Here is a 17178-nt window from a genome sequence, read left to right as displayed (position 1 = left end):
CCCACGGCAAATTCGAGGGTACAGCTTTAATTCCAATACCTTTGCAGGGTACAGATGAGCTAAATATGCGAAAAGAAATCCTGTATCGAAAGATTGCAAAGATTATTGAGGACCAGATTCTGTCTGAAACGCTGAGAATCGGGGATAAGCTGCCCTCAATACGATCTATTCAGCAGATTTACGGCGTAAGTTTAAATACGGCAATTCAGGCATTTGCGGAACTGGAAAGCAAATCGCTGGTCGAATCGCGGCCGAAGTCGGGCTATTTTGTGAGTAAAACGTCTCAAAGAAAACTCGCACTTCCGTCGGTGAGTAAGCTCATTTCGCCGGAAAAGGGGAAAAACTCCGAGGATTTGATCAGCAGCGTTTTCGACATATTGAGGGATAAAAGCATCAGGCAGTTTTCCCTGGGCATTCCGGATAACAAGCTGCTGCCGATTGCGAAGTTGAACAAAGGCATCATCAAGGCGATGCGGCAGCTCGAAGGTAGTGGAATGGATTTCGAGCCGGCACAAGGAAGCACGGCTTTGAGAAGAAACATCGCCAAATGGTCGTTGATCTTCGATGGAAGCCTGACCGAAGATGATATTGTCACGACGACGGGAACTACCAACGCTATTTACCAATGCCTGTTGGCGACGACCAAACCAGGTGATACCATTGCGACGGAAAGCCCTGTTTATTTTGGCATCCTGCAACTGGCGAAGTCGATGGGCCTGCATGTGATTGAGCTGCCAACGCACCCGCTTACCGGCATCGAGATCGATGCATTGAAGAAGGTCATCCACAAGGTCGATGTCTGTTGTTTTACGGCCAATTTCAATAATCCCCTGGGTAGCCTTATGCCCGATGAAAATAAAAGGGAGTTGGTGAAACTCCTCACGCATCACCACATTCCGCTGATCGACGACGATCTGTTCGGTAACCTGTTTTTCAGCGGCACGCGGCCGAAACCGTTCAAAGTATTCGACGAGGAGGATATCGTCATGTGGTGTGGCGGGGTGTCCAAGACGGTTGCGCCTGGTTACCGGGTAGGGTGGACTGCCCCCGGTCGGTTCAAGGATAAGATTATCCGCCAGAAACTGGTGCAAACAGTGACGCTTCCATCATTATTCCAGGAGGTAATAGCCGATTTCATGGAACATGGTGGTTACGACCATCATCTGAGGACGTTGCGGCATACGCTGCACACCAATTGTCTCAAATTTCAGCAGGCCATAGAGGACTACTTTCCCGAAAACACCAAAATATCCCAACCGCAGGGTGGATTTTTCCTATGGCTGGAACTGGATAAGCGCTTGGACACAGCTGAACTCTATCAGACGGCCCTGAGCCAGAAACTGAGCTTCGCGCCTGGAAGTATGTTTTCTCAAAACAGCAACTTCAACAATTGCATGCGTCTGAACTTTGCGCTCCCCTGGGACGACGCATTGGAGCATGACCTCAAACGGCTAGGTAATATCGTAAAGCAGGCTTTGTAAATCTGTACCCATAAAAAAACAAAAAACTATATCTTTATCGCTCCACTCTGTTGTGGTACTTTGCATATAAAGCAGTAAACACTAACAGCAGTTTGATTTTGAAGCCGAAGCATCTTTTGCTCGCCCTGGTGACGGTTATTGCCTGGGGCCTGAATTTCATCGCCATCCACATTGGTTTGGAAAAATTGCCGCCGATCCTCCTGTGCACGGCACGGTTCGCGTTGACAGCCTTGCCGTGGGTTTTCTTTCTGCCGAAGCCGAAAGCGCCATTTAAGCTGATCGTTGGTTATGGCATCTTCACATTTGCGATTCAGTTCGGGCTGCTTTTTGGAGGAATGTACCTCGGGCTCCCGGCGGGGTTGTCGTCACTGGTCATTCAGGTGCAGGTGTTCTTCTCCATGGGGCTTGCCGCATTGATCTTCGGGGACGTGCCGGGCATTTGGAAGGTCTTCGGTGCGCTGATCTCATTCGTCGGTATCGGCATCGTCGCGAGCCACGTGGACGGAAGCACCACATTCATTGGCCTTGCGCTAACCTTGCTGTCGGCACTTTCCTGGGCCACAGGGAATATTTTTTCAAAGAAAATCGCGGCGGAATCGCCCGTTGCGCTGGTTGCGTGGGGGAGCCTGGTTGCGACGCCCGTGATGTTGGCGGTTTCCTATATTTTCGAAGGTCCCGAACTGATTATGCATTCCATTCGGGGCCTGTCCACCGAGACAGTTCTTGCTGTCCTGTACATCGTTTATCTATCCTCGTTTGTAGGCTATGGCATCTGGGGATTCTTGCTCAATACCTATCCGACAGCCGTGGTCACGCCATTTACGTTGCTGGTCCCTGTTGTAGGGCTTTTGAGCGCGGCGTTTTTCCTGGGTGAAGAATTGTCGTCATGGAAGCTGATAGCCTGTGTTTTCATTATGGCTGGACTTGTTTTTAATCTGCTCGAAAAGCAGATCCGCGCAGTGGTTTCGCGTAAAACGTCGGTTGGATAAACCAGGCAATGCTTTGATCAAAAAATTGGTTAGCTATGCAAGTTGAGAACGGTCTTGACCCCGCGGGGATTGACAAAACTTATATCATCGGCAATGGGGTAATTGCCAAAGCGCTCGCTGTGGCATTGTCGCTCAATGGCCGGAGCGTAACCATTCTGCGTGGCTCGGTGGATAATTCAGGGGCATCTCACGAACTTGTTCAGGTCGATACCGGCGAGGAACTATTGAGCGCCCGCATTGAAATCAGCTCGATCAGTAGCTATGAAACGTTGGATGGATTGCTCGTTTTAACCAATAAATCATTTGGAAATGAGCAGATTGCCCGGAAACTTTACGCCAGGGCGAAACAATCGCCCATAGTGTTCCTGCAAAACGGGCTACATGTCGAAAACGCATTTTTAGAAATGGGTTTTGAGAAATTGTACCGATGTGTGCTCATGGCAACCAGCCAGGCGGCCGGGGAAAACAGGGTGCGGTTCAGATTGGTTACGGCCTCGCCGATAGGGGTAATCGCCGGCCCGGGAGAAATGCTGGCAAGCATCGTTGCCCAGCTGAATACCAGCATTTTCCCGTTCAGGCCGGAAGCGGATATTCAGCCCTTTATTTGGAAAAAGGTCATTTCCAATTGCGTTTTCAACTCGATTTGCCCGCTTCTGGAAACAGACAATGGCGTATTCCGGCGAAACGCCGCTGTCCTCGAAATGGGAAAGCAGGTAATCCGTGAATGCCTTGTTGTAGCCCGGGAACACGGTCTCTGTTTGACAGAAGAGGACATTGTTCAGAATATTCTGAGTATCAGTGAAATGTCCGAAGGGCAGAAGATATCGACCTACCAGGATATTTTAAACAGGCGGGAAACAGAAATTGATTCACTCAATCTCGAAATTGCCCGTTTGGCGCAACGGTTGGGAAATGTCGCAGTTCCCACCACGTCGTTGCTGGGCGAGCTGATTAAGCTCAAATCAAATATTTCCATGCAGCAGATATCTTGATCTGTCTGATTCTTTCCTTCCTGGGAATGCGCTCCATTCCGATTAACGACAATTCCGCGTTTTCTACGGTTGTTTCGTCCAACACCTGAATTCCTCGACGAACGGCATATATTTTTCTAGCGCTCCGTTCGGGAGGAATTTGGTGCGTCTTGTCGAAAATAGCGGTTCAATGTGTGCTTTTTTGCTTCATTTACATTTTATAGGAGCGCTCTCACAAGAAAACACCCATACCGTGGCGACATTCAATCTGAAAATCAATGGAAAACCCAGGACGGTGGACGTGGACCCTGCCACGCCGATGCTCTGGGTATTGCGCGACCATCTGGACCTCCCGGGCACCAAGTATGGTTGCGGCATCGCGCAATGCGGCGCTTGTACGATCCATTTGGAAGGCAATGCGGTCCGCTCGTGCCAGCTCCCCGTTTCGGCCGTAGGGAAATCATCCATCACGACCATCGAGGGATTATCTGAAAAAGGCGATCATCCCGTGCAGAAGGCCTGGCTCGAATACGACGTGGCCCAATGCGGCTATTGTCAGTCGGGACAGATCATGACGGCAGCTGCACTACTGAAACGCAATCCGAACCCGAGTGACGAGGACATCGAAGCCCAGATGAGCGGTAATATCTGTCGCTGCGGCACTTATGTAAAGATTAAGGAGGCTGTCAAATCGGCTGCCGGTAAGTAAAATATTACCTGAATCTACCAAAGAAATTCACCATGAACAATGATAAAAATGCGTTGAACAGGCGCTCGTTCCTCAAAGTATCCCTGCTGTCGGGCGGCGGCATGATGCTGACGGTGAGCTTTTTGTCCAGCTTCAAATCGGCCGATAAAGCCGAAGTGCTCAACTTGCCGGACAAAGGGGCGGAACTCAACGGTTATATTCAGATTACGGCGGATAACCGGATCAGACTCATTTGTCCTAATCCAGAGTTCGGCCAGAATGTGATGACCTCGCTGCCGATGATTGTGGCCGAGGAACTGGATGCGGACTGGAAAAATGTAACGGTCGAAATAGGGCCGCACGACAATGTGAAATTGGGCCCGCAGTTTTCCGGGGGAAGCAACTCGGTCAAAATGTATTGGAAGCCATTGCGGGAGGCGGGCGCGGCTGCCCGGCAAATGCTCCGCGAGGCGGCAGCGCAGACGTGGAATGTGCCGGTAGGAGAGGTGAAGACCCAAGCGGGTGTGCTTTCACATTCCAGTGGTAAAACGGCCCAATACGGCCAGATGGCCGCGAAGGCCGCCACCTTACCCGTCCCCAAAGACCTGGTGCTGAAATCGCCGAAGGATTTTACCATTGTCCGCAAATCCAAAAAGAATGTAGAGGGGCAGAAGGTCGTCACCGGTAAGCCGCTTTTCGGTTTGGATTACCGCATGGAAGGCATGTTAATCGCCATGATCCAGCACCCGCCGGCGTTTGGAATGAAGCTGAAATCCTTCGATTCGGCGGAAGCGCTGAAGATGCCCGGTATTAAGGATGTTTTCAGCCTGAAATTATATGAAGAAGGTTTCGAACAGGCAGGTTTCGATACACGTACTTTCAATGATCTGCTCGTAATTGTAGGCAAAAGCACCTGGGAGGTGATGAACGCCCGCAAAAAGCTGGTTGCGCAGTGGGAGCCCGCAGGTGAAGTGAAGGACACTATGGCCGGAAGGGACGGAAAGAGGATTGTGACGGTCCCCGGTGCGCTGGAAAGCTCGCAAACTCAAATGGCGCAAATGGCCGAATATGCCAAAAGGCCGGCCCAGGAGCTGCGTAAAGACGGGGATCCCGAAGCAGCTTTTAAAAATGCAGCGCAGGTGATCGAGCGTACGTACACGGCCCCGTTCCTGGCGCACAACTGCATGGAGCCGATGAATTACTTCGCCCATGTTACCGACGAAAAAGCGCTGCTCGTGGGCCCGTTGCAATCTCCTGGTTGGATAGAGCCGACGATCAGCAAGCTGCTGAACCTGCCCCCCGAGAAAATAGAGATACAAATGACCCGGATGGGCGGCGGTTTCGGCCGCAGGGCTTACAATCATTACGTTTCCGAAGCTGCTTTGATTTCGAGGAAGGTAAAGGCGCCGGTGAAATTGATATACACCCGGGAGGATGACATGACCTACGGCATTTACCGGCCCATGTACACGGCCACTTATCGCGCGGCGCTCGACGCGGACAAGAAGCTGATCGGGTTCCATGTCAAAGGCGGAGGTGTCCCCGAGCATCCGATTCATGCAAATCGTTTTCCGGCAGGAGCTGTGGACAATTATCTGGCGGAAGGTTGGCAGATTCCGTCGAATATAACGATCGGCGCTTTCCGTGCGCCGCGATCGAATTTCAATGCGGCCGCCGAGCAATCTTTCCTTGACGAAGTAGCCGAAGCAATGGGTAAGGACCCGATCCAGTTCCGGTTAGAGCTTTTGAAAAGGGCCAAAGAGAACCCGGTCGGCAAAAACAATGATTACGATGCCGGCCGCTATGCAGGCGTGCTGGAACTGGTTCGTGACAAATCGGGCTGGGGCAAACCCGGCAGCGAAAAGTACAGCCGGGGCGTGGCCGCCTATTTCTGCCACAATTCGTACGCCGCGCACATCGTCGATATGGTGACCCGTGACGGCCAGCCTTACGTGGAACGTGTTTTCAGCGCAATGGATTGCGGGATCGTGGTAAACCCCGAGGCTGCCACCAATATGGTACAAGGGGCGGTAGTCGACGGCATAGGCAATGCATTTTATGGGGCACTTACCCACAAGGACGGTGCCGCCCAGCAAACCAACTTTGATAACTACAGGCTCATTCGACACAAAGAGGCCCCGAAGAAAATAGAAGTGCATTTCGTGCAAAACGACATAGACCCAACCGGGCTGGGAGAGCCGCCATTCCCGCCGGTGTTCGGCGCGGTCGCCAATGCTTTGTACAAAAACAAAGGGCGCAGGTTTTACAACCAGCCGTTTCAGCCTGAGTTGGATAAGACAATTTAGCAGTGAAAACAGAAACCGTCCGTGGGCCCACTTGCTTACGGACGGTTAAACCGAGCGTGGATCGGTGGCATTTTGCAGTTGCTTGTCCAGCCTGGCCTTGTAAATCCGGCCGATGGGGATTTCTTCGTTGTTAATCCGGATATAATTTGCGCTGATCGCCTGAATGTGATCGAGCGAGATGATGAATGACTTGTGAATGCGGATAAACCGGTCGGGCGGCAGCTTTTCTTCCAGGTAGCTGATCCTTAAATAGGACACCAGCGGTCCCGAGCGCGTGTGGAGCCGCACGTAGTCTTTCAGGCTTTCAATCCAGAAAATTTCATCCAGGAACAGTTTCACCATTTCCTTGTCCACCTTGAAATATTGGTACTCGCGCAGCGGGCTAACCGCCTGCGGCAACTCCTGTTGCAGGGCCGGATTGGGCGAAAACCGGTAGATTTTACCCACCGATTGCAAAAATCTTTCGAAGGAAATCGGCTTGACCAGAAAGTCGAGCACATCAAACTCATAGCTTTCCAACGCATATTCCCGAAATGCCGTGGTAAATATGACCTTCGGCCTGTATCCGAGCGGGCGCAGCAAATCGAAGCCGGTGAGCCGGGGCATCTGAATATCCAGGAAAACGACGTCGACTTGTAGCTGTTGAAGCATTTGCAAACCTTTGGTAGGGCTATTGCAAACCCCCACCAGTTCGAGATCGGGTAGCCGGCCGATGTAATCCTGCATCAGATCGGTAGCCAGCGGTTCGTCGTCAAGCACAAAACATCGGATTGCCATTAGTTGATGTTGAATTTTAAAACTGCTAAAAATTGCCCCTCTTCGGGCATGGTTATAAGTTCGTAGTTTTCGGCAAAAAGGATTTCCAGCCGCTTTTTCAGATTAGTAAGCCCCAAGCCAGACCGAAACGGGACCGGAGCATCCGTCTGCACCGAATTTTCAACCGAAAAGATCAGCCGCTTATCGTTGAGCGAGAGGTTGATCTGGATCCAGCATTGTCCTTCCGTCTGCGCTGCGCCGTGTTTAAACGCATTCTCGACAAAGGGCAGCAAGAGCATCGGCGGCACCACCACGTGGGTTGTACCCGCGAGATAATTGAAATTTATCTGGATGTCCAGCCGGTCGCCATACCGGAGCTGTTCGAGCGAAATATAATCTTTTAAATAGGCAATTTCTTTCGATAGCGGCACTTTGTCGCGATGACTTTCATGCAGCTGATAGCTCAGTAATCCGGCCAGGCGTTGCAGCAGGTTCGGCATTTTGTCGGGGTGCTGAATAGAGACGGATGTAAGGTTATTCAGTGTATTAAACAAAAAATGCGGCTGTACCTGGGATTGCAGCAACTGGTACTCCGCAGAGACCTTTTCGCGCCGGTATGTTTCGCTCAGCTGCTGCTGCCGGAGCGCATGCCTGATCAGGTCCACCACCACAAAAAGCCCCACTACCAGATGCAGCTGCATGGCTTCGGCCAGGATTTTGGGTGCGTACCAGAACGGTTTTTCCAGGGCATCCGGATAGTAAACCGGATAAATCCATTTGTAATTGATCACACGACGAAGTACACCGAATACAAACAAACCGCCAACGAGCGAAATCCAGAATGCGGTCATGCGCCCATGAAGCAGAAAGCGGCGTACGGTTACCAGCAAATGCCAGTAGCCTGCCACGATCAATAGCGGCAATTGCACGCTGATCTGGCAGAGGCTTTGCTGGAAATTGTCCAGGTAGGCGCCGGTATTGAGCCACTCAAAGAGGAAAAAGCATAGCCAGAAAAGGCATTGCGCCCAAAGCTCCTTGGATGGTTTGACAGAAGAGAGACGGACCATTATTTCGGATTTGGATCTTCGAAACCTAAAAATAAAGATTCAATGGTTCAGGTGTCCAATCTTTCGCCCAACGACACAATTTACCTCCCAAACGCCTGACGGACCCGATTGATATGCTAATAGGCTTTGTTCATGTGCTGCCGTGCTGTTTTTTGTGGTGTAGGCGACGGTTTGCGTAGTACGTCTAAAATCCTGATTTGCCATAAAAATGTTGCGCTTATTCGCTTCCGGAATTCGGTTCAAAGTTCAACCAACTCACTGACAGCACATGCGTAACTTACTTCTCTCAATTCTGCTTCTCCAGGCCCTGCATTTCGGAGTACAGGCACAATCTGCGCCTCAGGGCCATCTGAGCGCAAAGGCCGATTCATCCGGCTCATACTGGCGGGTACTAACGGATGCCAGGTCCCGGAATACGCGAGTGCAGTTTTTTGGCAATGATCATGTCCTGCTTTATGAAGAGGAATTGCCTGACAAATGGATCAGGCAAAACAAGCGAAACCAACGGCGCCTTAACAAACTGCTGGCCGAGATTTCAGCAAATAAGCTGATTATGACAAGGCTGAAAACGGAGGAGCTACCTGTGGAACCCGTCAGGAAGGACGTGCCTCCCTCGACGGAAATGCACCAGGGGGATGTCATTAACGCTCCCTATCAGTTTAATGTCACCATCAATTCGGCAGGGAAGGTCAGGCTGGCGGTCAATAATCCCGCTAGCCTGAGATATAAGATCGAGATAGCGGATTACAGAGACAGGGTTGTTTATCAGGAGTTTACGAACCACGACCAATATAGGAGGTACTTCGATATTTCCTTGGTGACAGGCGACACTGCAAAGGTAATTCTGACGATTGACGAAAAGCGTTTTGTTTACAATATACGGAGAGAGCAAAGAGGCAGTTCTTACTCCGTCGATCCGGTCATTGCGAAGCGATAACCGGAAAGTTTCCCGCATTTTAACTTAAGTGAAAATTTTACTGCACCGAACCGCGCAATTTTGGAGTAACAAAACATTAAAAATGAAGATTATGTCAGCTCCAATCCGTTCCCAGGTCATTACAGACGAGCAGTCCGTTACTACCGCCCGCTCCTTACGCAGCCTCTACTTGATTCGCACGGCCTTTTCGGTCATTTGGGTGACGCTTATCGTTCTTTTTGCCAAATCATCCGCAGGCATCGCTACTTTCCTGCTAATCGTCTACCCGGCGTGGGACGTAGTGGGTACATTACTGGATATCCGTGCCAACCGACGTAGTGTTTCAAAGGTTCCTCAGTATGTGAATGCCGGGATCAGCATCGTCACGACGATCGCCGTCGGTATTGCCCTGCAACGGGGTATTCCCGAAACGTTGGTGATCTTCGGTTGTTGGGCGATCCTCACCGGGGCGATCCAACTCATGCTTGGGGTACGCCGCCGGAAATCACTGGGCGGGCAATGGCCGATGATTATCAGCGGTGGGCAATCTGTTGCCGGCGGCATTTCGTTCATTGCGCTCGCCCACGATCCCACGATGGGCATTACCAGCCTGGCGGGTTATGCCGCTTTCGGCGCGTTTTACTATTTGCTCTCGGCATTTCGCCTGGCCAAAACTGCTACGCATATGACCGCAGAATAGGCAATCTGCCTCACTGTACATTACCTTTTGACGCGTTTTCTGATGCGGCTGAGCGACGGGTTGGTGATGCCCAGGTAGGACGAAATATGGTACGCGGGGATCCGCTCGACGATGTTAGGGTGCTCTTCCAACAGCCTCAGGTAGCGCTCTTCATGGGAAAAGAACATGAATTCTTCCGTACGGGTCTGCGCATAGGAAAAAAACAGTTCCGCCAGTAACCTCCCGAATTTCCCCCAATTGGGATTCGTTTCGTAAAGGCCATTGAGATCTTTATAAGAAATAAATACAATTTCCGAATCTTCCATGGCCTCTATGAAATACCAGCAGGGATTGCGGGAAATGAAGCTTCTGAAGGAAACCACGAATTGATTTTCTGAGAAAAAGAAGAGGTTCTTATCCCTGTCTGTCTGTGGATCACGGTAATATATCCTGAAAATCCCTTTGACCACCAGGCCAAGGTCGTTGCAAACCATGCTTTGCATATTAAAAAAATCGCCCTTTTTGATCCTTCTGGGTTTCCAGAAGGGTTGACTCTCGGCAATATCTTGATCTGTCAATGCGTCGAACTTCCTTAAATGGCGTGCGACGATCTCGTTTTTTTCGGACATAATTTGAAGAGTTGATGGAGCAATAAAGCAATTTTTTGACATCACCAGGCCCACGGGAGGGCCAAAACGTTACAAATTACGGATAACCTGTCCGACAAGATTTTCACTTTGGTTAAAATTTAGACCGCCGGAAAACGCACCGGCGGCCTTGTGGGCAATGCAATGGCATGATCAGGTGGTAATGTGGTATTCGCGATTGTAGGCGATACGCTTTGACATGTCACAAAAAAAGTGTGACGGGAATCACACCCCCGCCACACTTTTTCAATCGCTAACGGGTCGTATACCCGCCGTTGGCGAAAATCGTCTGACCGGTGATCCACCAGCCATCTGTTACCAGAAACGTTACCAGCGGGGCGATATCGCTGATATTGGTCAGTCCTCCTAGCGCGGAAGCTGACTTATGATACGCTACTGCATCGGCACTTTCCTGGCCGTAAAAGAATGGAGTATCCATCGGGCCCGGAGCAACGGCAGTGACGGAAATGCCCCTGGCGCCAAACTCCTTGGAAGCGGCGCGGGTATAATGCTCCACCGGCGCTTTTTGCCCTGCATAGGTAGAATATAAACCGGTGTAAGCGGCCAGCAGAGACGTAACAATCGTGCAAATCTTGCCGTTTTCGTTGAGCTTGCTGCCTGCTTCCCGGATAAAAAAGTACGCAACTTTGGCGTTAATATCGGCCATGCTGTCATACTCGGCTTCCGTAGTCTCGGCGAAGGGCTTTTTCAACACCTTGCCGACGGTATTAACAGCGATGTCGATGCCGCCGAAACGCGCAATGGTTTCGTCGAAAAATCTGGTGATATTACCAATCTGGGTGAGGTCACCCTGGAAAAGGAACCCATCGGCCCCTTCGGCCTTCACGGCAGCGAGTGTTGCCTCCGCTTCGGAACGGGAACTTTCGCTGTTGTAATGAATGGCAAGTTTACTGGCACCTTTCTTCGCAAAATCGCGGGCGAGCAAACCTCCGAGGTTCTTGCCGCCGCCTGCGATTAACACCACTTTACCTTTGAGATCGTTTCTTGACATTATTGTTGATTTTTAGTTAATAATGTCAAAGGTAGAGTCGCCGCGCGGAGTGGTTATGGTGAACTTTTCAGATTTTTCAGCCGGTGACCAACATCCGCTGCCGGTATTGACCGGGCGTTATTCCAGTATATTTTTTGTAGAATTTGGTGAAATTGGAGGGGTCATAGCTGAGCTTCCGGGCGATCTCGGCAACCGGGTAATCCGTCTCATCCATCATCGCATTGGCTTTTTCCAGGATCTTTTGAATATAAAAATGACACGGATGGTTTCCTGTTGCCTGTTTGACAACCGCAATCAGATGTTTATGGGAAACGCATAGCTCGTCGGCAATGTCGTTAAGCTCCATCATTTCCGTTTGACGACCGGCAGCCAGGTCCGAAAGATGGGAATCGATCAGTTCGAAGTACGCGTTGATCAATTCCGTGTGCCGTGCTGCGGTGCTTTCTTCTGTTGCCATAACCGGATTTGCAAAAATTGTAATGTAATGCCCAATATAATCGCCAAAGCGGGCGATCAACGTTCTGCAAACGTCGGAAGAGCCATAAAGGTTTATGTTCGATCGCCGGGGTGCTCGAAGCCGACAAAAATGTGTATCCAAATAGACCTGCCCAGTCTGATGATCGGAGGCTGCAATGCCAGCAGGAAAATCGTGATCAAAACGAAGAACAGTTCCAGGGAGAGGCCAAGCAATACCAGCAGGATTACAGACAATAGTGCCAGGATCAGTATAACAATCGGGAAGCTGGTCCAAAGTGCACCGATGTAAAACCCCGGTTCTATCTTGAAGTCCTGGCCACAAACCTGACAGTTGTCGGGCATTGTCAGGCTATTCTTGAACGAGTAGGGGTTTTTTGTAACGAAGAGGTCGCCTTTTCTGCACCGCGGACATTTCATTCTTACAATGCTGCTTAATAAAAGGGCGGGTTTGTCAACGCCAGGGATACCATCGTTCGTCGCTTTTGTGTCTTGCTGCGTCATTATTAGTTTCGGTTAACGGGATTATCCTTCGATTGTAGCCCCTTTTTCAATGTAAATCAATCAATTCTCAGTGAGTTGTACATTACCGCCTGTCGGGTTCAGTCTGTTTGGTTTGCCTAACGGTCGTTCATCAGCCCGGTCAGGACGAACGGTATGTCAGCTCATATTGTGACCGCATATTTGGCCCGAGAAAGACCCTGGCATAGATGCGTATCAGCGCTATTCCGTTGAGGATACATCCTAACGAAACCAGCAGGGCAAGTAAAATTTGGTTTGGATGGATATGGGAAAAGACCAGATCTTCCCCGACAAATGTGGGCGTGATAGGAAAGCCTGCAAGCCCCAGCGACGCAAGCAGGAAAGTGATACCAATCCCGCCATGGCGCTGAATATGTCCGTGAAACTGACCCAGTCCGATATATCTTTCCGATTTTCGGAGCCGGTAAAGACACCAGTATCCCACAAGGCCACCGACGATGACACCGCTCAGGTACAATACAATGTGAACCATAGGGACTGTGTCATTGAACGAAATGGCTAGCACCACCCAAAGGTGATTCATGATAATCAATACCCAGCTCCGCCAGACATTTTTTCTTTCTGTAAAGGATCTGACCGTCATCATTAGCCCGGTGAAAGAAAACGCGACCGGTAACCAGGCCATTAATGGTGGCGGGACCAGCGCGGTATTCAAACAAAAAAAGATCCCGAGCAGATAAAGCACCGCGAAAAACAGGGCTGTCCGACGGGCAGTCAGAAAACGAAGTTTTTCACCTAACCTTTTAAATGGATTCCAAAGAAAACGGTACATAAAAAAGTCCAGCCCCCATTCTTTAAGGCAAAGAACATATAGTCCGGTCCGCACACGATCTGAAACGAGCCTCTCCAAGCCGGGTATTGCACGCGTCTTAGGGCGTTCGTGCAGCGCGATCAGTTGGCTTACCGCCGAAGGTGAGACCAAAAGTTGGGTTGCCCTTAAAAAGGCATTCCCGGCGAAGTGCAGCAGCGCCAGACTTTGAAAGCCCGCTGATACTTCCATAAAAATCAGTCCGATCTGTGAAATGGACGCATAAGCGATCTGACTTTTTACGGACGATTGCACCCGGGCGATACCAGTAGTTACAATGCTGGTCAATATCCCAATGACACCAACCATGACGCGGATTTCCCACTGATGCTGCCAGAAAGGGTATGTTCTCAACAAAAGATACACGCCTGCGTGTACTGAAAGAGCGCCGTAGAAAATCGCTGTCGAAGGCGTTGGCCCCTCCATCGCTCTCGGTAACCACGACGAAAAAGGAAGCTGGGCTGACTTGGCCGACGCAGCCAGGATAATCAAAATTGATATAACAATACCAACCTGGTGGTGAGCGTGTAATTGTTTGTCTATCAGATTGTAATCGGAGAGCTTCTCGAAGCTCATATAACTGCTCCAGAGGTGATGGCTTGCCCAGACGGCCAGCAATACGCCCACATCCGCCAAACGGTAGATTGAAAACACTTTTACCGCATTTTTTACAGGCAGGTAGCGGTCGCGGTAAAACGAGATGAGCAGGAAAGAAGTGATGCCGAGGATTTCCCAGCCGATAAAAAGCGTCTCAAAATTTCCCGACAAGATGCTGGTGTTGTACCCTACATAAAAAAGTAATAATGTGTAAAAATACCGTTTGTAGCCCTGCTCCCTGTGGAGATACCGACGGCTGTAAGTTGTGACCAGAAAAGTCAGGATAGTGCCGGTGACCAGGAACACGGAGGTGATTTTATCAAAGAGAAAATTCAAACTGTATTCGTAATGGCCGGATTTGAACAGAGCGGCACTGTTAAAGGTCACGACTGCGTTATCGCTCATTATCCATAGGAAAACGAATGCCAGCGAGCTGACCAGTTGCATGAACGTGGTAAGCTGTACCACCTCCGAAATCAGCCGCTCATTTTTTGCAGGAACGGCCAGGCAGACAAGAAAGCCCGCCAAAGGAACGGCAAGCAACGCGATGATAAAAGTGGTCATGATTGCGGCCTGGATAAATAGAGTAGTGGATTTTTCATGCCACGTTTGAATAATGGTTCGCTGCCCGGGCAATATGGCCGGGATTGGCTGGAGGGCTATATGGGGCCAGCGTGCCCTGGTCGAGCTTGTGGAATGTCCGGGTCGATGGGTCGATTACTACCAAACGAACCCATTCTCCGGCAAACCACTGACGGAGTTGCTGGGATTTTTGAATAACCTTCCAGACGACGTCCGGAAAGTGTTCGACGATTATAAGCAGCCGTACCGGGTCATGAATTTCAGTCATCTGGCTTGGTAATCCCGTTCGGAGGTCTCCTTCAATGCCGTTGGCAACCCCAAAGAGTCCCATGACATTGTGCGGGAGTTTGCTACCTGCTCCAATTCGCTGCACATCGGTTCGGGAGAAGAAATATTCCAGGTTAATGCCGGCACAAACCGGTGTGGCAGATTCCAGAATATCTTTCAGGCCCTCGCCATCGGGGTCGTGGGCATGGTTGTATGAATTCATAAACAGGCGTCTGTCCCAAAACAGACCTTTCGACAGGGCGCGGTGCCCAACAATACAAACCGCGTTCGTTGCATGGTTCAGCTCGGGGCGGGGTTCAAACAGGGACACAGATCTGGACCTGACCAGATGGTGTGCCTGTTCCGGTGTCAGGCCTGGATCAATGAAGGCAAACCGGGCAGCCCTTTCCTTCGCGTTCAGGTCGAGCGCCGTTGCGAAGGCAGTTTTGGCTGACACATGCATTACCAGATTTTTCTCTGAAAGAATATGCCGGTCGTAGAAAATGAGATCGTCCCTGGTAGTGTCGTGGAACGCGGCAAGGAATTGGGTCTGATCCGGAATTATGATTCCCCTTAAACCCAACAGGCGCCTTACCTGCTTGTTGTTGGCCATCCATGCAAAAGCCCTGGCGTTGACGCCTCCGGCATTGCCCGAGCATGCCCCGCAATCATATGCAGCGTAGTGGGGGTTGTTGACGCTGCTGGCCCCATGTCCGATCACATAAACGAGCCGGCCAAAATCAGCAGTCAGATCAATGCTTCGCAGCAAACCCTCCACGCAGCCGGCCATTTCCTGGATGGTGTAGCCTATCTGGAGATTATTTTCTTTCTGATAACTGGTGACGTTTTCAATACTCAGCCATGGAGCATGGTCCTGTTCGGCGATGGAGGCGTTGGCGACCAGACTCGACGATGGCCTGAAAATGTTGACGAGCAATTTAAAAGTTGCCCAAAAACCGAGTGTTTGAGAGATGAGCCAGCCGCGGAAAAGCGAGTTTGAGCTCCTGGGCAAATTAAAATGCGTACCTCGGGCTTGTAGTTGCCCTACCTGTTTGATCAGGTGCTTTGGCTTAATGCCCGCCGGTGCTTGCTTGGTATAGGGCGCGCCCGGCCGGGCTTGAAAGAAAAAGGCGGCCTCAAAGAATCCCGGTGTCCCAAATGTCTCACAACCCGGGTCTGCCTGCTCCAGATGTCTGCGAAGCGAACCGGAACGATCGTCCAGGCAGAACAGCGCCTGGAAAGATTTGTCGACCAGCCCGGTGCGTTCTTCTTTCTGTGTAGAAAGCATAGCCAGAACACGATCATAATAGGTCCATTCAAAGGCATTTTGCCAGATCGTCAGTACCTGCTCCAGTTCGCTTTGCTGCGCCGGTGCGAAAATATTTTGCTGTGTCCATCGGATCCGGCTGCCTAATGGTAACCAGTGCAGACCAAAACGAAAATCCAGGGCGTCTATTTCCAGAAGCAATTCGAGCTGAATTAGCTCGGTCAGGGAAATTTTTCGCTCAATGGAAAGCCCGTTGGGATTTTTTTCAATCCAGGCTGCCATTCCCGACCATCCCGGGTGAGAAAACTGCTGATCAAACAGGTACTGCTGATATAGCGCGGAGCGGCCTACAAGGATATTGAGAAGGTCCCTTATATCGCATATGGTATCGGTTAGCAGTCGGGAGGCGCGGGTAGTCCTGAAAAAGCTTACCAGGCCGTTGCTTTCCATTTCACGCACGGATGCAAGAAAGCCTTCCGGGGCCACAGGACACGTCCAGGTAGCTATCCCCTGGTCCAGATAGCTGCATAAAATGCGAAATAGGATAGGGTGCGTCTGTGCATCAAGGTCAATCTGATGTGTTCTCTTCCAGTTTGAGCGCAGAGATCCGATACGGCAGTGTTCTTTGGGATGGTATTGCCTGAAAAGAAGCCGGTCTTCCCATTCCTGGAAACTATCCGGGCCATGTTTTTCATGCACAACCCGATGGAGCGCCTCACTACTGATTTTGCCGGATTGGTAGAGGGATCTGTATTCCCCCAATGGCAAATGAACATGGTAGCCAAAGATCCTGGAAGCGAGTGTTAGTCCGTCTTCAAATTTCAGGTCCTGAAAACCATGCAGCGGGTTGTGATGGATAAAGTCTTTCAGGGGTGGTTGCGACGGCAAATAGCGTTTTAGCAACAGAAGCGTTTCTTGCTCATCGAATAAGCCAGTTTCATTCTGATTATCACTAATTGACGCATTCATTTATTTACTGCTGCCTGAACTAGATCCGCGAGTGCTTCTAATGGCGATGAATCCTCAGTTTTGAACAATTCAGCCTTATAAACATGCAATGGGTTTGCTACTTGGGCTCTATTATATTAGAATATTCAAATATATAAATATATCGTGTAGTAAGACAAG

15 protein-coding genes are annotated in these 17178 nt (G+C 50.4%); 7 read left to right on the top strand and 8 right to left on the bottom strand.

The genetic code is table 11. The annotated features are described in order from the left end of the window. Positions 1-65: 65 nt before the first annotated feature. From ACQ4MZ_RS24065 to ACQ4MZ_RS24045, 5 genes are all read left to right on the top strand, one after another. A complete protein-coding gene (locus ACQ4MZ_RS24065; protein WP_430849349.1) occupies positions 66-1481 on the top strand; it encodes a PLP-dependent aminotransferase family protein in 1416 nt (471 codons plus the stop codon). Positions 1482-1579: 98 nt separating this feature from the next. After that, entirely contained in the window at positions 1580-2470 is an 891-nt protein-coding gene (locus tag ACQ4MZ_RS24060) for an EamA family transporter (RefSeq protein ID WP_430849347.1), read from the top strand. A gap of 35 nt (positions 2471-2505) precedes the next feature. Next, positions 2506-3462, top strand: a complete 957-nt coding sequence (locus tag ACQ4MZ_RS24055) for a ketopantoate reductase family protein (protein WP_430849345.1) — start codon at positions 2506-2508, stop codon at positions 3460-3462. Positions 3463-3694: 232 nt separating this feature from the next. After that, positions 3695-4150 carry a (2Fe-2S)-binding protein gene (locus ACQ4MZ_RS24050; RefSeq protein ID WP_430849343.1) on the top strand — a complete coding sequence of 152 codons (456 nt, stop codon included), beginning with the start codon at positions 3695-3697 and terminating at the stop codon, positions 4148-4150. A gap of 32 nt (positions 4151-4182) precedes the next feature. After that, complete coding sequence (locus ACQ4MZ_RS24045) at positions 4183-6435, top strand: molybdopterin cofactor-binding domain-containing protein (RefSeq protein ID WP_430849341.1); 2253 nt, start codon at positions 4183-4185, stop codon at positions 6433-6435. Positions 6436-6480: 45 nt separating this feature from the next. Here the strand turns inward: ACQ4MZ_RS24045 and ACQ4MZ_RS24040 are convergent, their stop codons facing one another. Both ACQ4MZ_RS24040 and ACQ4MZ_RS24035 read right to left on the bottom strand, forming a co-directional pair. Next, positions 6481-7212, bottom strand: a complete 732-nt coding sequence (locus ACQ4MZ_RS24040; RefSeq protein ID WP_430849339.1) for a LytR/AlgR family response regulator transcription factor — start codon at positions 7210-7212, stop codon at positions 6481-6483. Then, positions 7212-8258, bottom strand: coding sequence for a sensor histidine kinase (locus ACQ4MZ_RS24035; RefSeq protein ID WP_430849337.1), 1047 nt, complete (start codon positions 8256-8258; stop codon positions 7212-7214). Before ACQ4MZ_RS24035 ends, ACQ4MZ_RS24040 begins: the two co-directional genes overlap by 1 nt. A 268-nt stretch (positions 8259-8526) precedes the next feature. Between ACQ4MZ_RS24035 and ACQ4MZ_RS24030 the strand changes: the two genes are divergently transcribed. Both ACQ4MZ_RS24030 and ACQ4MZ_RS24025 read left to right on the top strand, forming a co-directional pair. Continuing rightward, the gene (locus tag ACQ4MZ_RS24030) at positions 8527-9195 is read left to right on the top strand and encodes a hypothetical protein (protein WP_430849335.1); all 669 of its coding nucleotides are present in this window, start codon (positions 8527-8529) and stop codon (positions 9193-9195) included. 91 nt (positions 9196-9286) lie between these two features. Continuing rightward, entirely contained in the window at positions 9287-9874 is a 588-nt protein-coding gene (locus tag ACQ4MZ_RS24025) for a hypothetical protein (protein WP_430849333.1), read from the top strand. Between the two features lie 20 nt (positions 9875-9894). Here the strand turns inward: ACQ4MZ_RS24025 and ACQ4MZ_RS24020 are convergent, their stop codons facing one another. From ACQ4MZ_RS24020 to ACQ4MZ_RS23995, 6 genes are all read right to left on the bottom strand, one after another. Then, entirely contained in the window at positions 9895-10482 is a 588-nt protein-coding gene (locus ACQ4MZ_RS24020; protein WP_430849331.1) for a Crp/Fnr family transcriptional regulator, read from the bottom strand. A gap of 271 nt (positions 10483-10753) precedes the next feature. Next, positions 10754-11512 (bottom strand): SDR family oxidoreductase, encoded by a 759-nt coding sequence (locus tag ACQ4MZ_RS24015; protein WP_430849329.1) that lies wholly within the window; start codon positions 11510-11512, stop codon positions 10754-10756. A 76-nt stretch (positions 11513-11588) separates the two neighbouring features. Continuing rightward, complete coding sequence (locus tag ACQ4MZ_RS24010) at positions 11589-11969, bottom strand: helix-turn-helix domain-containing protein (RefSeq protein ID WP_430849327.1); 381 nt, start codon at positions 11967-11969, stop codon at positions 11589-11591. 92 nt (positions 11970-12061) lie between these two features. Continuing rightward, positions 12062-12490 (bottom strand): DUF983 domain-containing protein, encoded by a 429-nt coding sequence (locus tag ACQ4MZ_RS24005; RefSeq protein ID WP_430849325.1) that lies wholly within the window; start codon positions 12488-12490, stop codon positions 12062-12064. A gap of 139 nt (positions 12491-12629) precedes the next feature. Next, positions 12630-14498, bottom strand: a complete 1869-nt coding sequence (locus ACQ4MZ_RS24000) for a proton-conducting transporter membrane subunit (protein ID WP_430849323.1) — start codon at positions 14496-14498, stop codon at positions 12630-12632. Between the two features lie 34 nt (positions 14499-14532). Further along, positions 14533-17019 (bottom strand): YbcC family protein, encoded by a 2487-nt coding sequence (locus ACQ4MZ_RS23995; protein WP_430849321.1) that lies wholly within the window; start codon positions 17017-17019, stop codon positions 14533-14535. Between the last annotated feature and the right edge of the window lie 159 nt (positions 17020-17178).

The organism is Dyadobacter sp. BHUBP1 (assembly GCF_050587785.1).
In the GTDB taxonomy this organism is placed as follows: domain Bacteria; phylum Bacteroidota; class Bacteroidia; order Cytophagales; family Spirosomataceae; genus Dyadobacter.
This window is presented reverse-complemented; position numbering and strand designations above follow the sequence as displayed.

What these genes read in the sequence shown, in the direction of transcription:
- ACQ4MZ_RS24065 (WP_430849349.1), top strand. Translation starts at nt 66, where the DNA reads ATGCGAAAAGAAATCCTGTATCGAAAGATTGCAAAGATTATTGAGGAC.
- ACQ4MZ_RS24055 (WP_430849345.1), top strand. Translation starts at nt 2,506, where the DNA reads ATGCAAGTTGAGAACGGTCTTGACCCCGCGGGGATTGACAAAACTTAT.
- ACQ4MZ_RS24045 (WP_430849341.1), top strand. Translation starts at nt 4,183, where the DNA reads ATGAACAATGATAAAAATGCGTTGAACAGGCGCTCGTTCCTCAAAGTA.
- ACQ4MZ_RS24040 (WP_430849339.1), bottom strand. Translation starts at nt 7,212, where the DNA reads ATGGCAATCCGATGTTTTGTGCTTGACGACGAACCGCTGGCTACCGAT.
- ACQ4MZ_RS24035 (WP_430849337.1), bottom strand. Translation starts at nt 8,258, where the DNA reads ATGGTCCGTCTCTCTTCTGTCAAACCATCCAAGGAGCTTTGGGCGCAA.
- ACQ4MZ_RS24030 (WP_430849335.1), top strand. Translation starts at nt 8,527, where the DNA reads ATGCGTAACTTACTTCTCTCAATTCTGCTTCTCCAGGCCCTGCATTTC.
- ACQ4MZ_RS24025 (WP_430849333.1), top strand. Translation starts at nt 9,287, where the DNA reads ATGTCAGCTCCAATCCGTTCCCAGGTCATTACAGACGAGCAGTCCGTT.
- ACQ4MZ_RS24020 (WP_430849331.1), bottom strand. Translation starts at nt 10,482, where the DNA reads ATGTCCGAAAAAAACGAGATCGTCGCACGCCATTTAAGGAAGTTCGAC.
- ACQ4MZ_RS24015 (WP_430849329.1), bottom strand. Translation starts at nt 11,512, where the DNA reads ATGTCAAGAAACGATCTCAAAGGTAAAGTGGTGTTAATCGCAGGCGGC.
- ACQ4MZ_RS24010 (WP_430849327.1), bottom strand. Translation starts at nt 11,969, where the DNA reads ATGGCAACAGAAGAAAGCACCGCAGCACGGCACACGGAATTGATCAAC.
- ACQ4MZ_RS24005 (WP_430849325.1), bottom strand. Translation starts at nt 12,490, where the DNA reads ATGACGCAGCAAGACACAAAAGCGACGAACGATGGTATCCCTGGCGTT.
- ACQ4MZ_RS24000 (WP_430849323.1), bottom strand. Translation starts at nt 14,498, where the DNA reads ATGACCACTTTTATCATCGCGTTGCTTGCCGTTCCTTTGGCGGGCTTT.
- ACQ4MZ_RS23995 (WP_430849321.1), bottom strand. Translation starts at nt 17,019, where the DNA reads ATGAATGCGTCAATTAGTGATAATCAGAATGAAACTGGCTTATTCGAT.